Raw genomic sequence first — 20,599 nt, forward strand, 5'->3', positions numbered from 1 at the left:
TTAGCGGCGCGGGCGCGGCAGACGCTCGTAGCGCCGCTCGTTCGCGCCGCGGGCGCTCGCAAAGCGCCGGGGGCGCTCGTTAGTGGCGCGGGCGTGCTGCGCTCGGGTCGGAGCGTGGTTGCGATCCGACCCGAGGTGCGACGGGGGGGATCGATCAGCGCTGCTCGAGCGTGATCGAGTTGATGGGCGTGAAGTCCTTGTCGATGAAGCTGTACTCCGTCAAGTCGCCCTCGCAGCCGGTGCCGTTGTAGCCCGTGCAGGACCGCGCGACCGCGCCGCCGTACTGATTGTTGAAGAAGCGGTGCACGCCAAACATATTGCTCAGATTGTAGGCCCCGTACTTGGTATAGACATGGGACGGTTTGCCGTTGTTCCAACCTGCGTTCTGCGGGTAAATGCAGACAGCACCGTAAGGACACCCTTCGTACGTGCCGCGCTCCGCCTGGGCTTCGGCGGCGTCCAGGGCTTGCGCCGCGCCCGGGGCATCGCTGGCAGAATCACTTGCCTGCGCGACGGTCGGGTGGATGGTTGCCATGGCACCAACAGCCAGTGCGAGGCTCGCGGCGGTCGTCATGAACTTTGCAATATTTCGCATGATCTTCCCTTTATTTCCCATTGGCAGTGCCGATAGGCAGATGACCTACCGGTAAGCTAGGAATCGGCACTTCTGCTTCTGCGCGCGCGCCGTTTCTACCCCTCCTCTACGCGTCACTTTTGCGGCTCCATCGGTCGAATCGAAACTTTCCACCCTCCCCGTGCGAAAATGGCGCGATTGGTCGTTTGAAGCGGGCGCGAACGCACGAACGCCTCTTCTCATCGAGGTGACGTGCCGGATGCTGCGGCCGCCATGGCCTCGGAAACCAACTCGGCCACGCGACGCGTATCCCAATGCGCTTCGCCCTCGTAGGTGCGGCCGTCGCGCAAGCGAACGCGATCGATCCCTCGCCAGGTGAGCGCTCGACCTGCCACGGTTGCGCGCGCGCACCACTCCACGAACACGGTGTCCCCCGTCGCGGCCCAGCGCTCCACCTGGAGCACCAGATCGGGCACACGCTCCTTGGTTCGAACGAAGTGCGCGATCACGCCCTCGCGATCGGCGGGCTCGGTCATGGGCGGGATGGTGTTGCGCGTATCGGGGTGCATCAGATCGCGGAGCCGCTCGGGATCGAGGGGGTTCCAGCGCTCGGCGAATCCTTGCACCCAGCGGGCGGCCGACTCGAGCTGGGCTTGCGTCGGCAGCTCGAAGGCGGCGCGGGTGTCGTTTTTTGCGGTCGTCATGGCGGATCTCCTGGGTGTGGCCCACGATGGGCACGAAAGGGACGATGGGCGGGATCGCGGCGTGCGCCTAGGCGATTGAATCGCATTTCGCTCATGCTAATTTCGCATGAATGGATGATCTCCACCGCTTCGAGGTGTTCGTGCGCGTGGCCGAGCTCGCGAGCTTTTCGGCCGCCGCGCGCGCCCTCAAGATGGCGCAGTCGCAAGTGAGCCGGCAGGTGCGCGAGCTCGAGGAGCGGGTGGGCTCGGCGCTCTTCACGCGGACCACGCGCAAGGTGACATTGACCGCGGAGGGCGCGACCTACCTCGGCGCGGTGCGCTCGGCGCTCGGGATCTTGGCCGACGCGGAGGAAGCGGTGCGCGCGTCGCGCGGTACGGTGAGCGGGACCTTGCGGCTCACGGCGCCGCTGGAGCTCGGCGAGTATCTGGCGCCGGTGCTCCACGATCTGCTGGCGCGGCATCCGGCGCTGGCCGTGGATCTGGTGCTCACGGATCGCATCGTCGACTTGGTCGAAGAGGGGTTCGACCTCGGCGTGCGCTTCGGGCAGCAGCGCGCGTCGAGCCTCCGCGCGCGGCGGATCGGCGCGATTGAATCGGTCCTATGCGCGTCGGCGGCTTATGCCGCCCGTCATGGGCTGCCGAAGCATCCGCGCGATCTCGAGCGGCACGAGCATGTGCTGTTCACCGCCAAAGCGGCGCCCGACAAGCTGACCCTCTTCGACGAGCACCGGCGCGCGGTGTCCGTCCGCATCGCGGGGCGCTTTCGCGCGAACGAGCTGCGGGCGGTGCGCCTGGCGGTGCTCGCGGGGAGCGGTTTGGGCATGTTGCCGCTTCCGCTGGCGGCGCCTGCCTTCGCCGAAGGAACGTTGGTGCGCGCGCTGCCCGCGTGGTCCGGGCGCACGGTGCCCGTTCACGTGGTGTTTCCACCGCGCTCGCCGCAGCCGCCGCGGGTGACGGCGTTCATCGAGCGGCTCGTCGCCGGAAAGCGCCTTTCGCGGCGGTGACGATCGCCCTCGCGGCGGCGGTGACAATCGCCATCCGCGGCGGCAGACGATTACCGCGCGGCCCGGAGGTGCCCGTTCACGTGGTGTTTCCACCGCGCTCGCCGCAGCCGCCGCGGGTGACGGCGTTCATCGAGCGGCTCGTCGCCGGAAAGCGCCTTTCGCGGCGGTGACAATCGCCATCCGCGGCGGCGGTGACGATCGCCCTCGCGGCGGCGGTGACGATCGCCGTCCGCGGCGGCAGACGATTACCGCGCGGCCCGGACGATGTACGTGCCCTCGTTGCGCTTGGCGGCGAAGAAGACGCTGGCGTCGTCGAGGGCGATGCGTGAGACCTCGACGTTCTCCCGCCAGAGGGGCTCCGGGTTGGCGCATGGCGCGTCTGCTGCGCATTTTCGGACGGAGCCGGTGGCATCGTCGTTGGCCGTCCAGTAGATGCCGCCGCTGCGCACGGCGAACGAAACGAAGCCGAGCTGGGTGACGATGGCCGTCGCTCCGCCGTCGCCGCCCTGGGCGTGGATGGTGATGCCGGTGGGGCTGGGAGCGGCCCAGTACAGTCGACCGTCGTAGGCGAGAAAGGAGGGCGGCAAGGAGAATGGCCCCGTGATGGCGCTGCTTTGCGCGGTGCCGTGCGGCTTCGTCCAGACCTCGCTGGTTTCGCCTCTGGACCAATACAGGTTCTCGCCCGATGCCGCGATGCTCTTGAAGTTTCCGAGGTTGATCCACAGCCCGCTGCCGACGCCCTCCAGCGCCTGGATGAGAACGCGGCCGCCGTGGGTGCCCGCATAAATGGCGCCATTGGCGATGGTGATGGGGCCCGGATCGGAGGCATCGAAAAAGAGGGTCGGCGGGGTCGAGCTCGCGCGCTTGTCGCTGCGCCAGACGCCGCGCGCGCTCGCCGGGCCTTCGCCGACGCTCCAGAATACGTGCTTGTCCGAGAGCGCGAGGGACTCCGGGGGGCCTTGGAGGGTGGCGATGGTTTGGATCTTCGTCCCTCTCTTCGGGCATGACTCGACGGCGTATCCCTCGGTGCCCGACGGCGGGCCGCGCAGCCAGAAAACGGCGGTGGCGTCGACCGCCATGTCGAGGACGACGCCGCCGTTCGGAACGAGGCAAATGGCCCCCCGGGGAGCACCCGCGGGCAGCGGGGGACCGTCGGGCCCGGAGGCGCCATCGGCGGTAGGGGGAACGGCGGCGTCGGAGCCGTTGTCGCTCACGCGGCCGTCCGGGAAGTCGCCCAGGATGGAGCCGCACGCCGCGCTCCCGATCGCGAGCGCGGCAAAAGGAAGCAGCCAGGTGCGCCACATGGGCATCCGGCGGAGGTGCGCCGACACCCCAGCCGAGGCGAAGGAAGAACGGCCGCTTGGCGCGGAATACGTAGACATCGTGTCTACATCATACCTGCGCGCCGGTCGATCTCTCCATTCGCTTGATACTGAACAAAAGATCAGTACAGTCCATCCCATGCTCCCTTCCCGATACTGGCCAGCCCCGGTGGTCGAACTCGCGCGCGTGGTCGAAGCAGCTGGCCGAAAGCTCGACGTTCGCGTTCGAGTCGATGACTATGGCGATGCGTACGAGGTCAGCATCCGCGTTCCACGGCAGGCCCTCGCGGCCGCAGCGGACGCGGACGACCGTCAACCCATGTCGACGCGGTAACGCGGGCGGCTCCACGGAATGCGCGAAGTGGGCGGCGCGGCGCCATCGGGCCGCGCGCCCATCCGTTCGTAGAAGGCCGCGGCGTCGGGGTTGGACACGATCACGACCTCGCGTGCCCCCAGGTGTTTGGCGAGACGGCACATGTCCTCGAAGAGCGCGCGACCGAGCCCGAGGCGGGCGAAGCGCTCGTCGACGAAGAACATGTCGAGCTCCATCTCGGAGTCGACGGCCAGCAAGGTGTAGAAGCCTGCCGTCTCGCCCTGGTACTCGAGGATCCGCGATGCGTTCTCCGTGAGGTACTCGGGCGTGAGGACGATGGACTGCACGAGGGCGCGCTCCTCGGGCGTGCGGTAGCCGTGCGACTCGTGCACGATGAGGGTCAGGACCTCGGCGTCGGCGGCCGTGGCCGGTCGAAAGGCGATGGGGCGCGAGGTGGGCATGGCGGCGGCCAGCGTTTAGGGCGGCGCGGCCGACTTTAGAAGCGGCCCACCGCGCCGATGCCGTCGGCGCCCGCGTACGGCAAGATCGTCGCGCGGCCGCTCGATGCGTTCGACGGATGCGAGGGCGCGGTGAGGAGCAGGATCGCGCCGGCGATCCCGCCTGCCGCGGCGACGCCGAAGCCGACGGTGGCGATGGCGGTGGTCGTGTGGTAGCGCGACAGATCGTCTTGGTATGAATCGAGGGCGGCGCGGTTGCAGCCGGCGGCGCCGGTGGCGCAGGGGCTGCCGGAGAGGGAGCTCTTGACGCCGAGGGCGAGGATGCCGCTGATGGTGCCGGTGACGAGCGCCGCCCCGCCCAGGCCGAGCGCGGCGATGCCGAGGGTTCGTTGCATCGACGAGGGATCGTGCGTACGCGGGGGCGGCGAGGACGGGACGATGGGGGACGGGGCTTGCGCCTCGGCGGTCTCGGTGGGCTCGCGGGTCAGGGTCAGCGAGACCTCGCGCGATTCGCCCTCGGCCACCGTGACGGAGGTCTCGGCGGCCCCCTCGCCTTCGACGCGAACGGCGATGTGGTGCGTGCCCGGGTTGACCAGCCGCTCGCCGCCGAGCGCATCGCCCGGGAGCCCCGTTTCGTCGAGGGTCACCACGGGGGCGGCGGCGGGCGCGCGCGCGGTCAGGCCGGTCACGCGCACCACCACGCGCGCGCACCGCGCCTTCACGGGGCCGATTTCCCGCTTCGCCGACTCGACCGCCTTGATCATGACGGGGTTTGCCTCCGGCATGGGGCCCTCGTCGATGATGCGTTGGTAGTGCTCGGTGGCCGCCACCACGTCCCCGAGCTGCGCCTCGGCTCGGGCGAGCCCCAAGAGCAAGCTCGATGCGTGGTAGAACGTCTCCGCGCGGCGAAAGAGCGTCTCCGCCACGCGCCACTCGCCGCGATCGAGCGCCTTGAAGCCACGCTCGCCGAGCTCGCGCGCGGACGCCCGCGCCGAGGCGCGATCCCCCGCGGGCGGCGGGGTCTGCGCATGCGCTGCGCCCGGATCGATGGCCATCGCGCAGAGCGTGCAAACCATGGCGGCCATCCAGCGCGATCGTGAGCGACGGCGCATCAAAGACCCGTTCGACCTAGGCTGGTGGTCACCGTATCACTCACCTTTACGCGATTCGCGCGTCGCGATGACGGAGCCGACGCGCTCGCGGGCACCGCATTTGCTGGCGCGGTATTCGTTGCTGGTGCACCATTCGCCGCTGGCGCGGTATTCGTTGCCGGCGCACCATTCGCCACCGGCGCGGTATTCGTTGCCGGCGCACCATTCGCCACCGGCGCGGTATTCGTTGCCGGCGCACCATTTACGACTGGCGCAACATTCGCTACCGGCGCGGCATTCGTTGCTGGCGCACCATTCGCCACCGGCGCGGCATTCGTTGCCGGCGCACCATTTACGACTGGCGCCGCCGGTTCGACGGGCGCAGGTGCCGGCGGGGACTCCGGCGCAGCGGAGACCACCGCAGCGGCGCTGGCCGGCACGGCGATCGGTGCCGCCGTCTCCGCCGAGGGCACGTTTTCGCTCGCGGCCGGCGCCGCGGTCTCCTTGGGCGCCTTGACGAACGCCAGGAGCACCCAGGTGCACGCCGTCAAGGCCACGGCCGCCGAGACCGCGCCGACGATCCACGAGCGCCCGTGCCGGCGCTCCCGCGCACCGAGTGAGATGCCATGCACGGACGGTTCGGGGGGCTCCATGCGCGCCACCGAGTCGACATGCGGGTTCGGGTGGACATGCCGGGTCGGCTCCATGGCCCCGATCGGATCGAGAGGACCCGCCGGCCGATCGCGCTCCGTCGGCGCGGCCTCCAGCGCGGCCTGGCCCTCGGGCGGCACATCGGGGATCGACGGGGACGCGGGCCCGGAGACGACGTGCAGCACGCTGGCCTCGTCGGCCGCGGCCTCGTTGAGGACGCGCTCGAGCGCGAGCACCAGCTCACGCTCGGTCTGAAAGCGGTCCTCGGGATCGCGCGCGGCAGCCTTTTGCCACCAGGCATCGAAGCCCGGGGGCACGGCCGCCATTTCGGAGGGGACGAGGAGCGGCTTGGTGCAGATCTCGAGCACCAAGTTGCCGAACGACTCCGCCACGAAGGGCAGACGCCCGGTGAGGCACCGAAACACGATGACGGCGAGCGACCATAGATCGCTGCGCGTATCGACGTCGCGGCTGCCGCGGATCTGCTCGGGGCTCATGTACACCGGGGTCCCCAAGAGATCCCCGCTGCGCGTGTGGCTGGCCATGATTTGGTCGTGGGACGTCCACTTGGCCACGCCGAAGTCGAGCACCTTGGCGATCTCGGCCCCCTGCCCTTGCGTGAGATCGTCGTCGTGCGTGAGGAAGATGTTGTCCGGCTTGAGATCGCGGTGAACGATGCCGCGCTCGTGCGCCTTTCGCAGGCCGCGACCCACGTGACGCACGATGCGAAGCACCTCCGGCGGCGAGAGCACCAGCATCCGTACGAGCCGCGCGCGCAGGCTCTCGCCGCGCAGGAGCTCCATGGCGATGTACGGCACGCCCTCCCACACACCGTGATCGAGGATCTGCACCACGTGGCGGCTGCGGATCTGCGCCGCCGTCTTCGCTTCGCGCTCGAAGCGGTGATTGGCAATCTCGCGATCTTGGGCATTGCCATCGATGAACTTCATCGCACATGGCACGTCCAACCCCAGATGCATCGCCTCCCAGACCGAACCCATGCCGCCTTTTCCGATCGGGCGAATCAACTGAAATCGGTCGGCAACGACCACGTCCTCCGCGATGATGGAGTCCGGTATCCCACCCAATGACGCACCATCGGCGACCACGCCGGACAGCTTACCGCAGAAGCGCTAGGGCCGCGAGACCAGACTTTGCCGATTAAGTTTTGCTTGCATGTTCCAAATACCACGCGATCCGTCCCTTTCACGCCTGCGCGCGCTGCCCCCTGCAACGTGTGCGCCGCCGTTCAAGGGCGCGCGATTCGCATCCTGGCGCACATGGCCTGGACCCTCATGGTCCGCATGGAAGAAAGAGTTCCGCACAAAGGAAGTGGTAGAGCCGTTTTGTGCAACCGCATCATTTGCATCCAAGCGCGCGGCGGCGTTGCTCGGCCTCGCGCGCGGTGATCGAGCGCGGTGTGGTGTGGCCCCATCGATCGAGAACGACACGGTAGGCGCCGCACGCGGCGGCCGTATCGCCGAGCTTCTCCTTGGCCATTCCGAGCCACAGGTGCGCGCGCACATTGAGGAAGGGATAGGCGATGCCCTGGCAAGCGTGCGCACCTTTTTCGAGCAGCGGCGCGGCGCGCGCGGGATCGCCCGCTTGCAAGAAGATGCGGCCGGCATAGGCGTCGAGCAAACCAATGCGCCAGGCCACGTGGAAGTGCCTGGCGCCCTCGCGCGGCTCGCCCGAGGGCGCGTCGGCCATGGCTTGGGCCGCGTCTTTTGGCGAGTCCACCCGCGTTCCCCACTTGAGGACCCAGCGCTCGAAGGCGCTGAGCGGGCCCTCGTTTGCGCGCTCCCATCCGCGCGTCGCCGCGCGCCATTGGGATTCGGTGCGGCGTCCACCGCGCAGGGCGGCCGCGAGGAGCCACGCCTCCATGGGCGCGGCCGACACGGAGATCGTCTTGTCCGGCACCCAGGCGTCCTTGCGAAGGTACGCGTTCTCGGCGATACGAGCCGCCCGGTCGGTCTCTCCCACCTCGAACAGCGCCTCGGCGGATTCCAGGGCCGCAATCCAATGCGACTCGCGCGCCGAGGAGCTCGCGAGGAGGTTCTCGAGCTGCTCGGCCGTAGCGACCGCAAGGTCGAACTGACCGGCCCACGCCTCGAGCTGCACCTGATCGAGGAGCGATGCCTCTTCGCGGGTCGGGACCGGCAAGCGGTTGGCGCGCATGGAGAGCACCTGCTCGATGGCCTCCTTGGGGGCCCGCGTGGCGGCCAAGGTCTCGGCGAGGCTGCGATAGACCTGCGGCTCGTCGGGATCCCACGAGGAGCGCCGCCTGGCTTCGGTCGCCGCCTCGCCGCAGTGGCCCGTGCGGCTCAGGGCAAAGACGCGGTCGGCCATGCAGTCGACCGAGCCCGGTGACATGGCGAGGCACTGATCGAGGGCCGCGCGCAGCTCCTCTTCGCGACCGAGGTGCTCGAGGATCCGCGCCTGCGCCTGCCAGGCGTCCGAGTACGAGGGATCGAGCTCCGCGGCCCTTCGCACGCGCGCGAGCGCGATCTCGAAGTCCTCGGGGCTGCGCGCCACGTTCATGCGCTCGCCCGCCGAGCGAAAGAGCACCTCGGCGTCCATGGGGAATCGGCGCACGGCCTCGTCCAAGATCCGCACGGCCTCCTCGCGCAGCGGCGGCGTGTCCTCGGCGACGACCAAGCCGAAGGCGTCGAGCACCAGCCGATCGCGCTCGCTGAGCGCATCGCGAAGGCGCACGGCCTCGCGAAGGTGCTCGCGCCGGAGCGAAATGGGATCGCTGTGCTCGCGCTCGATGAGCAAGCGCCGGAGCAGCGCTTGCGGGCACGCGCCATCCGTTTGCGCCGCCAGCTCGAAGAAGCGACGCGCCTGGTCCCAGCGGCCATCGTGCAGCGCCTGAAGCCCCTGTTGGTACGCGGTGACGGCGTGCGGATCGCACGATGGCGAGGCCGGGAGCGCGGTGAGGCTCGTGGGCGGCGGCGGGATGGCGGTGACGGGCGGCGGCTCCGGGCGGCGGCGGCACCATGGGAGGAGTGCCCCGGCGATGCCCAACAGCACCAGCCCGAAGATGGCCCCCGCCCACGCGAGCGGACGCCGCACGCGCGCAGAAGGCGTGGTCGCCCTCGACTTGGGCGAGGCGCCGAAGAGCCGCGACGAGGTCTGCGCGCCGCCCGCGAGCACGATGGCGGTGCGCGCGAGCGCTTGCTTCACCGAGGCGGCCGACGGGGGCCGCATCGAAGGCTCTTTGGCGAGGAGACGGCCCACGAGCGCGTCGAGATCGGGCGGCACGTCGGGCCGTAGCTCCGCGAGCCGCGGGGGCGCGTGCATGAGCAGCATCGACAGGGTGGTCACCGGATCGGGGCCCGTGAACGCATCGCGGTTGGCGAGGCATCGAAAGAGCACGCAGCCGAGGGAGAAGAGATCGGCCCTGCCGTCGAGGTGCTCGACCCCGCGGGCCTGCTCGGGCGCCATGTAGCCAACGGTTCCGAGCATCGCCCCGGTGGTGGTCGCGTGCTCCGCGGACTCCGCGCGCACGATGCCGAAGTCGACGAGCTTGGGCCTCCGCAGGTCGCCGCCCTCGAGCAAAATGTTGTTCGGCTTCACGTCGCGGTGCACGATGCCCTGCGCGTGCGCGGCCTCCAGGGCGCCCGCCAGGTGCTGCCCGAGCTCGACGATGTCGGCGATCGGCAGGCGCTCCCCGTCCTGGGTTGCGCGATCGACCCGCGCCCGCAAGCACTCGCCCTCGACCCACTCCATGGCGAGATAAGGCGCTTCGTCCTCGGCGATGCCATGGGTCACATAGCGGACGATGTTCGGGTGATTCAGCTTCTCGAGCGCGTCGGCCTCCATCGCAAAGCGCCGGAGGGTCGATGGCTCGATCTTGTGAAGGACCTTGAGGGCCACCGTTTGCCCGGTGCCGCGATCGATGGCGCGGTGCACGATCCCCACCCCGCCGCGGCCGGCTTCCTTCTCGATGACGAAGCGACCGACAAAGAGCCCCTGATCGTCCCCATCTTGCATCAGGGCCTCGCGCGCGACCGCCCGCGTCGCGGGCCTTTGGCCATGGTACACGATTCTGCGCGGGTCGTGGCGGCCACCTCGGCGCGCGCGCCTTCGGGTAGGCCACGCAGGCCAGGGCCAGGCGGAGCCGTGCTCTGCGCCCTTGTGCCTCGCGGCATTTCTGCGGCTCGTGCGGCGCGCGCGATGGCTCGCGAGGCGCGCGCGATGGCTCGCGATTTCGCGGCCGGATGGGCGACGAACGAGGTCATGCGCGCAATCGCCGGGACCGTAACGATCGCCACGGGAGCGGGCCGCACGACACCGCGCAGCGATCTATACTGATTCGACGGGGGCACGTCGGGCCGTACGGCCTTCCATGCGTTGTATTGCACGAGGGAGACACCTATGAGCACCACTGTGGCACAGATTCTCAAGTCCAAACCCGACTCCGGGCGCACCGTCTACACCATTACGAAGACCGACTCCGTCTACACCGCGATCAAGCTGATGGCGGAAAAAGGTATCGGGGCCCTGCTCGTGATGGAGGGCGAAAAGGTCGCGGGCATCGTGACCGAGCGCGATTATGCGCGCAAAGTCGTGCTGCAGGACCGCTCCTCGAAGGGCACGCGGGTCGAGGAGATCATGACGGCGAGCGTGCGCTACGTGAGCCCCTCGCAGACCAGCGACGAGTGCATGGCGCTGATGACCGAGCGTCGCATGCGTCACCTGCCGGTCATCGAAAATGGCAAACTGGTCGGTCTGGTCTCGATCGGCGATCTGGTGAAGAGCGTGATTGCCGATCAACAATTTACGATCAACCAGCTCGAGCACTACATCCAAGGCACGCCGGGCTGAGCACCGAACGGCTCGGCGGGCGACCCGCGCGGGCGCGCGCACCTCGATGGGGTTACGGGTTCGCACGTGACCGAGCGGCCGCTTGCCGAAGGTAGCACACACGTTTTCCATTGCGTGGATCCACGCCCTCGCCGCACGGCACGAACCCCAGTCGCTCGTGAAACGCGAGCCCCGGGTGGTTGGGCGGCTCGAGGTTCACCTCTGCGCAGAGCACCCGATCCCCGGCCGCCGCCAAGTCCTCGTACAACCTCCGCGCCAGACCGCGTCCGCGCGCCTCCGGCACCACCACGACCCGGTCGATGTAAAAAAATGCAGGTTCGCGCTCCAGAAACCACGCGTGGTTGGGGCCCTGCACCGGCGTCGTTTGGTCGAACGCCAAGAGAAATCCAAGGCCGGCATCGACGACGCGCGCCCGCGCGGAAAGGCCGACGAGCTCTTCGAGACGTTCGCGCGTTAGCTCATTGACCTCCATCGCATGGTCGTTGTTGATGCGAAGCAGGAGGGGGAAGTCCTTCGGCTCGATGTCGCGGATGTACACGATGTCGACATGATTCCATTGACGGGCGCCGTGGCGCAAGCGGTCGGTTTCGGCGGCGGCGTAGGGGACGAGACACCGCCAGGGGCGTGCGGTACGAACCGCTGGGGGCGTGGGTGAGAGACACCGCCAGGAGTCGTCGGCGATGGGAGCAGAGAGAAACCGCCAGGGCGCAAGGGGCGCCATGAGATGAGTGGCTCTCAGCTATGAGCTTTCCGGGCGTCCCTGGTGTCCTCGCGGTTGCCCTCTTCTCGTCGCGTTCGCGAATTGGCGCGGGGGCGCGAGGTAAAGAGAAAAACCGCCAGGACGCAAGGGGCGCCACGAGATGAGTGGCTCTCAGCCATGAGCTTTCCTGGCGACCCTGGTGTCCTGGCGGTTGCCATCGTCTTCGCGTTTGCGAATTGGCGCGGGGGCGCGAGGTAAAAGAGAACCGCCAGGGCGCAAGGGGCGCCATGAGATGAGTGGCTCTCAGCTATGAGCTTTCCGGGCGACCCTGGTGTCCTCGCGGTTGCCGCTTCTCGTTCCCGAATGGCCGCGGGCGGCTGCCCGACTTACGCGAGGCTTGCGCCGATGGGCTGCAGGTGCTCGGCGGTCTCCGCGCGGGGATTCGCAGAGCTCGTGCACTTTTCCATGGAGCAGGAGGATGTAGATGACGTCGAACACGAAGACAACAATTGGCCCCTCGAGGCTCTCGGCCGCGAGCGTCGAGGGCGAAGATCGCTACTGCAACTCCGATACCAGCTCTGTGAGGTTGCCGCGCGCACGGTGGGCTGCAATTTTCAGCCGCGCTCGAATGCCTGACCAGGATGCGTACCATTAATATGTATCAGCGTACCGTACCGATGTACCGCGATGCTGCGCGCCATCCGGATTCGATGCAGTACCTTTGACACGTTTTAGCGTCGCTCCGCCGCATCGTCGGCCACGGCGATCGCCTCGATCTCGATTTTTGCTTCCGGCGTGTAGAGCGCCCGAATCTCGACGATGGTGTCCGCCGGATACGGGGCCACGAACCACTTTTCGCGAAGCGCCACGATGTCTTGAAAGTGCCCCATGTCGGTCAGAAAAATCGTCACCTTCATGACGTTCTTCATGCTCGATCCCCCGGCCTCCAGGGCACGCCGCAAGTTGCTCATGGCTCGATCGGCCTGGGCGCCGAAGCCGCCCTCGACGATCTTTCCCCGGTCGTCGTACCCCGCTTGGCCGGAGATGTAGAGCATGTCGCCCACGCGGTACCCCTGCGCGAGGTGAAACGGCTCGTACGGATCCGGATGGGTGACGATCCGCTCGATCCGCGTCTTGTGCCGGTGCGCGAGACCATCGACGTCTTGGCTGGTCACGAGCCGCGTGTCGCTGGCCGACGTCCCTGTTTCGCCGGTGGCTTCTCCGGCGCAACCTGCCACGATTCCAAAGATACCCGCGACTCCGCCCAGGAGCGTGCATACGAAGTTGGATTTCATGATTCGTTATCCCTTTCGTTGCAAACTGTAATGTTGGCGCAAAACCGCGACAATCGACGAAAAGTCTTCCGATGCATGACATCAAGTCAGCTATCCACGTCCGACGCGAGCTCGATGCGCGGCCCCGTTAGCTCGGCGCGCCGGCCGTTGGCTCGGTGCGTGGACCCGTTAGCTCGGTGCATGCGCCGTGCGCCCCGTTTCGGGCGCCCCAACGACATCGTCGCGCTTGAACCCGGTTCACCTTGCCGTCGCCGGGTCACGCGCGCTTAGCGCTGCCGGGCGCGTGCAGAAAACGCGCAGGTTCCGCCGCCCCAGGGCTTGCGATCGAACCCCTCTCGCTCCAGGACATCGACCAACGGAGACCGTCTCGACGAAGCACCGGGGGGATCGCAGCTACGACAGGAGATTCCCTATGCACGCGGCCATTGGTGACCGAATCACGCTGAAGAACAAGATCGAGGGCATGCGCCAACACATCGCCGAAATCGTCGAGGTGCTCGGCGCGAACGGCACCCCGCCCTACCGCGTGCGATTCGACGATGGCCATGAGGCGGTCTTGAACCCGGGTCTCAACACGACCATCGAGCACCGCTCCAGCATGGACACCATGCCGGGTCTCTCCGACGACTTCGACGACTGAGCGCATCACCTCACGCACATCCACGCGTCATCGCACCGTCCCGTGCACACCACGCGCGACCGCACGCCCCTCGCACTTCAACGCGTGATCCCAACGTTCCCGTGATCATCCACGCACGATCGCACGCCCCTCGCACATCCGCGTGACCGCAAACACCTCCGTGAACATCCACGCGTAACCGCAAGGTTCCCGTGATCATCCACGCACGATCGCACGCCCCTCGCACATCCACGCGTGACCGCAACGCCTCCGTGAACATCACGTGCGACCGCAAGATTCCCGTGATCATCCACGCACGATCGCACGCCCCTCGCACATCCGCGTGACCGCAAACACCTCCGTGAACATCCGCGCGTGACCGCAACGTTCCCGTGATCATCCACGCACGATCGCACGCCCCTCGCACATCCGCGCGACGCAAACGCCTCTGTGAACATCCGCGCGTAACCGCAAGGTTCCCGTGATCATCCACGCGCGACCGCAGGCGCCTCGCACATCCGTGACCGCAAACACCTCCGTGAACATCCGCGCGTGACCGCAACGTTCCCGTGATCATCCACGCACGATCGCACGCCCCTCGCACATCCGCGCGACGCAAACGCCTCTGTGAACATCCGCGCGTAACCGCAAGGTCCCGTGATCATCCACGCGCGACCGCAGGCGCCTCGCACATCCGTGACCGCAAACACCTCCGTGAAACATCCACGCGTAATCGCACGGCTCCCGTGATCATCCGCGCGCGCAAACCCATCGCCGCGCGACCGCAAGGCATCTTGCACATCGCCATGCGACCGCAAGGCCTGCACATCGCCATGCGACCGCAAGGCCTGCACATCGCCATGTGACCGCAAGGCTTGCACATCGCGTGATCGCAAGTCCCCGTGCACATCCACGCGAAAGCGCACGGCCCCGTCAAGGACCGTGCGCCCACTTTCACCCGAGTGGCTCGCCGTTGGGAGCCTCAGCTCACGGGAGCGTTATTTGGTTCGAATGGCAGCGTATTGTTGTTGGCCGTAGGTGATGCGATTGCCCTTGATGCGCAGAACACCCGGGTAGGCCGTAGCGACAAGGCCGCAGTCCCTTTCGGCGATCAGGTTGGCGCTGCCGCTGGCCTTGTCGGCCCAGCCCGCGAAGAGGAGGATATGACCGGTCGGCGAGGTTCGATTGAGAGCGTCGCCCGGCTGCAGGGCGTTGGGCTCGATCTCGCTGCTCGCCGATGCGTTCTGGGGCGCAAAGCCCGATGTGGTCAGGCCCGGTGCGTCGATTTTCCATGCGTAGGAGACGAGCCCCGAGCAATCGGAGCGGTACTTGTCCCACTCGGGCTTGCTCGCCGCCCCCGTGCGAACGCAGGTGCCTCCGCAGATGGAGTCGGCGCCGCCTTTGATGCCGCCGCAATAAGGCACTTTGGCGGTCACCCACTCCATGGCACGACGTACGGCTTCCGACGTCTCGGCGCCGGAGCCGGCATCCGCCCCTCCGCCACCGCCACCACCGTTGTTGCCACCGCCGTTGTTGCCGCCGCCGCCATTGCCGCCGCCGTTACCCCCACCGTTGCCACCCCCCGAGCCGGCGTCCGATCCACCGCCACCGTTGCTCCCACCACCGTTGCTCCCACCACCGTTGCTCCCGCCGTTCGACCCCCCTCCGGAGCCGCCGTCGCTGCCGCCGCCTTTGTTGCACTCGCTCAAACACGATTGTGCGGCGCTGTTGGCCGATTCGGCGGCTTTTTTGGCCGATTCGGCGCAGGATTGTGCGCTGCTGGTGGTGCTTTGCCCGCTCGTGGAGGAGCATTTGTCCTTGTCGCTGCACGTGAGCTCGACTTCGCTCCCGGTCACCAGCTTCGAGCAGTCGGCGATGCCTTTGATGCCGTCCGTGACGAGCGAAATGAGGCTGGTCACGCACCCCGCTGTCAGGTTGATGCACGTACCGTTGACCAGACCGGCGTCGTTGCCGGGGTTGTTGATGAGCGAATCGCCATAGGGGGCCGTCTCGAAGCTCCCCGAGCGTGTCAGCTTGCCGCCGCCCGATTTTCCATACGGGTGCGGGGGGTTCGCGTCCGCGTCCTTGCCGACGACGTCGATGATGTGCTGCGCGGCGGGATCGTTGGCGAAGGTGTTTTCGCGCATCAAGAAGGTCAACGCTTTGGCGTTGCTCGTGGTGCCCGACGACGGGTTCGCGTCCACGGTTTCCACGTTGCTCTCCATGTGCGCGTTGGCGCCGAGCCCGGTCACCGACACCGAGTACGCGTTGTAGCCGGCCGCGACCACCGCGTTCTGGCGGCGCACTTCGACGATGGAATGGTTCGATCCATCGTAGCCGTGAATCACGGTCGAATCGTTGCCGCGATCCAGGCTCACGCCCCACAGGTTCACGCCCATTGCGCGGGCCTCGTCGCCGGCTTCGAAGACGAGAGGATCCGTGATTGTCCCCTTGTCGTCGTTCTTGCCGCTGCACGCCGCGATCCACATCGCGCCGATTATGAGACCCGTGAGCACCTCGATGGAATGTCTGCGCATGTGGCTGTTTCCCTTCCTGAGGGCGACCCATCGCAAAGGCCGCACCAACCAAGAAAACCGCGCATTTGCCGCCGATTCTTGCATAGAGGCAACCTCCGCGCGGAAGCTATCATTCCGCAACGGAATGACGCCTTCCGCGCCGGGCCGCCAGGACCCGCGCGCCCGGAACGCGCGCTACCGAACGACCACGAACGCGCCCAGCACATTGCCGCCGAGCGCCGCGTCCCAGGTGTTCTCGTTGGCCATCTGCACCGCCACGTCCGCACGGCTCGGCGTGCGCGCTCCGGCGTCCGGAAGACGCAGGAGGACGCGCCAGGTGCCAGGGGTCAGCTCCTCGGGAATGCTATCCGGGTGTCGATCTTGGCACTTGCCCCCGCCGCCCCGCGACGCCCGTCGATGCCGTCCAGGCGAATGCCATAGGAGCACCCGCCGTTCTCGAAGGTGAGCACGACCGGGCGCGCGTCGAGGGACGATGCCCAACCCTCGTTCCCGTAGCTTCTCTGTAACGATGACGAATCTCGAATTGCTTCTTTGAACATATGAATACACGATGAAAAGCTCGCCGCGTAAAATCTTCGTTCTCGCCGAGGCGAGGGCGCCGCAGACGAGGACGCCGCAGGCGATCCCTCGTGCGCACCGCGGGTGGAAGATTGCAATGGCAATACCACCTTCAACACGGCGCCTCGCCGCGCACGATGGCACGCGCGCGGGGGCAGCGAGCCCCGATGTGGGCCGGTCCCCCAATGAATTCGCACGTGGGAGCACGTTCGAGCCGCCGTAAATGCCCGATGAAATACGGTTTTTCGGTACCGGTCCGCTTCGTGCACCGCGGCGCGGACATGAATCGCTCTATCGCGAATATCTTCGCCCTTATCGCACTTGCGGCATGCAGCGAAAATGCATCGAACGCGCCACCAGGCGGCGACGCCGACGGAGGAAACGCCGATGCGCACGGCGGCCATGGTGACGCCCGCCCGGATTCGGGCGCCGATTCCTATGGACCTTGGGAGGACCCTCCGGCCTATTACGCGCGATTCCCGCGCGGCCTCCCCAGCGATCCGAGCTTCTTTCCAATCGCCGTGTGGTTGCAGAACCCCGATCAAGCCGCGAACTACGCGGCCATTGGCGTCAACCACTTCGTCGGCCTTTGGGAGGGGCCCACCGACGCGCAGCTGACCAAGCTCGCCAAGGTCCCCATGCCGGTGCTCTGCGATCAGAACGGCGTCGGCCTCGCGCACGTGAACGATCCCACCGTCCACGGGTGGCTGCACGACGACGAGCCGGACAACGCGCAGCCCGACGGCCGAGGCGGATATGGGCCGTGCATCGCCCCCGAGACCATCGTCCAGCGCTACGAGGGCTTTCGAAAGGCCGATCCCACGCACCCCGTGTTTCTCAACTTGGGGCAGGGTGTCGCCAGCCCGACGTGGGTCGGCCGCGGCAGCTGCTCGGGCCATGACGAGCATTATCCAAAGTACGCGGAGGGCGCCGATATCGTGTCGTTCGATGTTTATCCCGTCAATAGCTACGATGGAGATCTCGGCTTGGTCGCCCGCGGGGTCGATCGGCTGCGCGCGTGGGCGAAGTACAAAAAGCCCGTTTGGAATTGGATCGAGACCACCGGGTACAACGAGCCCAAGGGGCGGCCCACGCCGGCGCAGATCAAGGCGGAGGTGTGGATGTCCATCGTTCATGGCTCGATGGGGATTGGCTACTTCGTGCACATCTTGAAGCCCAACGTCAACGAGCGCGGGCTCCTCGACGATCCCGAGAACAAGGCCGCGGTCTCCGCCATCAACGCCCAGATCCGCGCGCTCGCGCCCGTGCTCAACACGCCGCCCGTGATCCGCGCGCTCGACGTGGTGTCGTCGGACACCAAGGTGCCGGTCGATACGCTCATGAAGCGGCACGGGGGCGCGACGTACGTGTTCGCGGTGGCGATGAAGAACGCCAAGACCACCGCGACCTTCACCGTGCGCGGGGTCGCGCCCTCGGCGAAGGCGGAGGTTTTGGGCGAAAATCGGACCATTTCGCTCGCGAACGGCGTGTTTCAGGACGCGTTCGACGGCTATGGGGTGCACCTCTACAAGGTTCAGTAGAGGCGAAGATCGGCCAGGTCGACGCCAAGGCTCTCCATGCGCTGGACCTTGGCGCGGTCCTCGGCGATGGAGTAGACGAGATCGTCGAGGAAGATGCTGCGCTTGACCGCCGATCGCGCTTGCGACCACCAGGTGTTGCAGTTGACGCCTTTGGTGCCGTGGTCCACGCCCCCGAGCCGGGTGAAGCCCTTCTCGGTGTCCACGTCGTAGATGAGCAGCCCGCTGAACGCCAGGGTGTCGCCGGAAATGCCGTCTCCTCCGCCCTCGCAGATGGTCATGGGCACGGCCAGAAGTCCCTTGTCGGCAAAATAATTGAACGCCAGGTGATCGGTCGCCGCCTGGGAGCTCGAGCCTCGCGAGCCGATCTTCTCTTTGTGAACGAGCTTTGGCTCCGTGGGATTTTTCACGTCGAAGAGCTGGAGGATGACGCCATCGAAGTACGCAAAGTCGCCGTGATCGTTCGCGTCGAACCCGATGGAAAGCAGGTGATCGGGATCGATTCGGTGCATGTAGGTCGAGAAGCCCGGGATCTCGAGCTCCCCCAGGATCGAGGGCTGCGCGGGCGGGTAGAGATCCAGAACGAAGAGCGGATCGGTCTTCTTGAAGGTCACGACATAGCCGCGATCCTGATCGAAGCGGACGGCGCGGATGTCCTCGCCGGGTGCAATTTGGCCGACGGCGCCCACGCGCGTGAGGTTGCCCCCCTGCCCTTTGGCGAGGATGGATACGGTGCTCGACACCTTGGGATCGGGCACGCGGCCGCTGGTGGTCGCCACGCGCAGATAACCGGACCACTCGTCCATGGCGAATTGATTGAGGATATGTCCGGGAACCACCCCGCTGCCCACGTACTTCGTATCGCGCGGATCCGCGCCGATGCGGAGCTCGTGAATGTCGCTCACCTCGTCGGTCGACGCATAAAAGGAATACCAACCATGGCCGGCCCCGCGCTTGCGGTGGGTCACGGACATGTAGAGCGCCTTGTCCGATGCGAACACCGCGCCCGGGCGGCTCTGCAGGATGGCCGTCGTGGCGGGGGTGTTGTCGTCGCGCAGATCGAAGGAGACGACGGTGGTGAAGGCCGTTCCATCGTGGATGCCGGTGCGCATCACGGCGCTGGACGCGAGCCGCTCGATCCCTTTCTCGCGAAGGCTGGGAAAGCCCGGCGACGATGCGCGAATGACGCGCTCGTTCTCGGCTTTGAGCTTGGCGAAGGCCGCGCGAACGGTGGCCGCGGGGGTGCCGCACGAGCTCAGCCCCGAAGGCCATACCGCGTAGCCGAGGCCCGCGTGCTCGCCGTCGGCGACCACGGTGTGAACGGCATTTCCAATGCGGCGCGCGGCGATGAAGGAGCCGGATAGCTCGATTTGCCGCATGCGCTTTGGGCTCGCCCGGTTCGAGACATCGTAGACGTGAACGGTGGTGGCGCTTCCATCGCCGCCCACTTCGCAATCGTAGCCATAGGTGCACGGCGCGCGCGTGGCGCTGCTCGACGTGTACACCACCGCGCGGTCGCCCTCGACGAAGAGATCGCGCACGGTGCCCGGAAGTTGCGTGACGGAGAGCATGCGCGGGTCGAGCGCTTCGGCGATGCGCAGCGCGCCGTTCATGGCAAAATAGACGTAGCGACCGTCGGTCTTGACGATGTCGGCCTCGTCCACCCCCGCAACTTGATTGTTCGTCCCCGACGCGCTGCCCGCCTTGGGGGCTTCGCTCTTCGACGCCGCGCCCTTGGCGGGGGTGCTGTTCGGCGCGGGTCCCGCGGGTGCGCGCTGCGCGGGCGCGGAGGCCGAGGCGGTCGGCGCCGGCATCGAGGACGGTATGCCCTTATCGGAGAATTCGCTGGGGCGCAGCACCCGCCTTGGCCACCGTTTGCCTCGAAGCCCGCAGTACGGCTGCATGTTTTGCCACGAGGCGAACGAGTTCTCGAGGGCCACCCGCATGGCTTTGACGCGCGCTTCGATGTCATCGCGGGAGGCCTGCTCGCGGCTCACGGTGACCAACCGCGCCTCGGCCAGCGCGGCGCCCGACGGCTCACCCTTCATCGGCGCCGTCACCACCGGGGGCGGTGGCCGTTGCGCGACCGGTGGATGGGCGCGATGGACGAACCGCCCGGGAGCCGGCGCGGGCGCGGAGCCGGCTCCGGTGTGCGGTGCATCCCGGTGCGCGGAGGAAGACGCCGGAGCCGGGCGCGCCGAAGGGGGGGCGCAGCTTGCTGCGAGCGCGCACGCCATCAAGATGCCACCCGCGAGCCTGAGTCGTTTCATGATGACGCCTCCCACCGATCCGTGCGGCCGATCTCGACGCGAGCTCGTGCCGTGAGCGGTCTTACGCACGAGCGCCGCGGACGATCTACCGCTGCGTCGCGACATTCGCGTAGGTCCGGCGCGGACCGGCGCGGG

The 20,599-nt window shown here is 67.4% G+C and carries 18 protein-coding genes; 6 read left to right on the forward strand and 12 right to left on the reverse strand.

The features are described from left to right. Nucleotides 1–154: 154 nt before the first annotated feature. Both LZC94_22600 and LZC94_22605 read right to left on the reverse strand, forming a co-directional pair. Entirely contained in the window at nt 155–595 is a 441-nt protein-coding gene (locus tag LZC94_22600) for a hypothetical protein (GenBank protein WXB20001.1), read from the reverse strand. 218 nt (nt 596–813) lie between these two features. Further along, nucleotides 814–1,278, reverse strand: a complete 465-nt coding sequence (locus LZC94_22605) for a nuclear transport factor 2 family protein (protein ID WXB20002.1) — start codon at nt 1,276–1,278, stop codon at nt 814–816. 110 nt (nt 1,279–1,388) lie between these two features. Here LZC94_22605 and LZC94_22610 point away from each other — a divergent pair, with 110 nt between their 5' ends. Both LZC94_22610 and LZC94_22615 read left to right on the forward strand, forming a co-directional pair. After that, nucleotides 1,389–2,282: a LysR family transcriptional regulator gene (locus LZC94_22610; GenBank protein ID WXB20003.1), complete on the forward strand. Its 894-nt coding sequence runs from the start codon at nt 1,389–1,391 to the stop codon at nt 2,280–2,282. Further along, the gene (locus LZC94_22615) at nt 2,279–2,452 is read left to right on the forward strand and encodes a hypothetical protein (protein WXB20004.1); all 174 of its coding nucleotides are present in this window, start codon (nt 2,279–2,281) and stop codon (nt 2,450–2,452) included. The genes LZC94_22610 and LZC94_22615 overlap by 4 nt, the downstream gene beginning before the upstream one ends. 75 nt (nt 2,453–2,527) lie before the next feature. Here LZC94_22615 and LZC94_22620 read toward each other — a convergent pair whose 3' ends face one another. Continuing rightward, nucleotides 2,528–3,664, reverse strand: coding sequence for a hypothetical protein (locus LZC94_22620; protein ID WXB20005.1), 1,137 nt, complete (start codon nt 3,662–3,664; stop codon nt 2,528–2,530). A 79-nt stretch (nt 3,665–3,743) separates the two neighbouring features. Here LZC94_22620 and LZC94_22625 point away from each other — a divergent pair, with 79 nt between their 5' ends. Beyond that, a complete protein-coding gene (locus LZC94_22625; GenBank protein ID WXB20006.1) occupies nt 3,744–3,938 on the forward strand; it encodes a hypothetical protein in 195 nt (64 codons plus the stop codon). Here LZC94_22625 and LZC94_22630 read toward each other — a convergent pair. From LZC94_22630 to LZC94_22645, 4 genes are all read right to left on the reverse strand, one after another. Then, nucleotides 3,917–4,378 (reverse strand): GNAT family N-acetyltransferase, encoded by a 462-nt coding sequence (locus LZC94_22630; GenBank protein ID WXB20007.1) that lies wholly within the window; start codon nt 4,376–4,378, stop codon nt 3,917–3,919. The two genes, LZC94_22625 and LZC94_22630, sit on opposite strands and share 22 nt — an antisense overlap. Nucleotides 4,379–4,413: 35 nt before the next feature. Further along, nucleotides 4,414–5,460, reverse strand: coding sequence for a hypothetical protein (locus LZC94_22635; GenBank protein ID WXB20008.1), 1,047 nt, complete (start codon nt 5,458–5,460; stop codon nt 4,414–4,416). 26 nt (nt 5,461–5,486) lie between these two features. Further along, nucleotides 5,487–7,118: a protein kinase gene (locus LZC94_22640; protein ID WXB20009.1), complete on the reverse strand. Its 1,632-nt coding sequence runs from the start codon at nt 7,116–7,118 to the stop codon at nt 5,487–5,489. 358 nt (nt 7,119–7,476) lie between these two features. Further along, nucleotides 7,477–10,164 carry a protein kinase gene (locus tag LZC94_22645; protein ID WXB20010.1) on the reverse strand — a complete coding sequence of 896 codons (2,688 nt, stop codon included), beginning with the start codon at nt 10,162–10,164 and terminating at the stop codon, nt 7,477–7,479. Nucleotides 10,165–10,497: 333 nt separating this feature from the next. Here LZC94_22645 and LZC94_22650 point away from each other — a divergent pair, with 333 nt between their 5' ends. Continuing rightward, the gene (locus LZC94_22650; protein ID WXB20011.1) at nt 10,498–10,947 is read left to right on the forward strand and encodes a CBS domain-containing protein; all 450 of its coding nucleotides are present in this window, start codon (nt 10,498–10,500) and stop codon (nt 10,945–10,947) included. A 52-nt stretch (nt 10,948–10,999) separates the two neighbouring features. On the opposite strand, the gene LZC94_22655 is transcribed toward LZC94_22650, so the two are convergent. After that, entirely contained in the window at nt 11,000–11,668 is a 669-nt protein-coding gene (locus LZC94_22655) for a GNAT family N-acetyltransferase (protein ID WXB20012.1), read from the reverse strand. Between the two features lie 710 nt (nt 11,669–12,378). Beyond that, nucleotides 12,379–12,942 carry a RidA family protein gene (locus LZC94_22660; protein WXB20013.1) on the reverse strand — a complete coding sequence of 188 codons (564 nt, stop codon included), beginning with the start codon at nt 12,940–12,942 and terminating at the stop codon, nt 12,379–12,381. A 412-nt stretch (nt 12,943–13,354) separates the two neighbouring features. Between LZC94_22660 and LZC94_22665 the strand changes: the two genes are divergently transcribed. Continuing rightward, on the forward strand, nt 13,355–13,582 hold the full coding sequence (locus tag LZC94_22665; GenBank protein ID WXB20014.1) for a DUF1918 domain-containing protein: 228 nt from the start codon (nt 13,355–13,357) through the stop codon (nt 13,580–13,582). Between the two features lie 977 nt (nt 13,583–14,559). Here the strand turns inward: LZC94_22665 and LZC94_22670 are convergent. Continuing rightward, nucleotides 14,560–16,098: a hypothetical protein gene (locus LZC94_22670; GenBank protein ID WXB20015.1), complete on the reverse strand. Its 1,539-nt coding sequence runs from the start codon at nt 16,096–16,098 to the stop codon at nt 14,560–14,562. 174 nt (nt 16,099–16,272) lie between these two features. Beyond that, complete coding sequence (locus LZC94_22675; GenBank protein WXB20016.1) at nt 16,273–16,524, reverse strand: DUF4832 domain-containing protein; 252 nt, start codon at nt 16,522–16,524, stop codon at nt 16,273–16,275. 413 nt (nt 16,525–16,937) lie between these two features. Here LZC94_22675 and LZC94_22680 point away from each other — a divergent pair, with 413 nt between their 5' ends. Continuing rightward, the gene (locus LZC94_22680; GenBank protein ID WXB20017.1) at nt 16,938–18,197 is read left to right on the forward strand and encodes a hypothetical protein; all 1,260 of its coding nucleotides are present in this window, start codon (nt 16,938–16,940) and stop codon (nt 18,195–18,197) included. On the opposite strand, the gene LZC94_22685 is transcribed toward LZC94_22680, so the two are convergent. Next, nucleotides 18,191–20,464 (reverse strand): beta-propeller domain-containing protein, encoded by a 2,274-nt coding sequence (locus tag LZC94_22685; protein ID WXB20018.1) that lies wholly within the window; start codon nt 20,462–20,464, stop codon nt 18,191–18,193. The two genes, LZC94_22680 and LZC94_22685, sit on opposite strands and share 7 nt — an antisense overlap. Between the last annotated feature and the right edge of the window lie 135 nt (nt 20,465–20,599).

This window comes from Sorangiineae bacterium MSr11954, from assembly GCA_037157815.1.
GTDB classification, from domain to species: Bacteria; Myxococcota_A; Polyangia; order Polyangiales; family Polyangiaceae; genus Pendulispora; species Pendulispora albinea.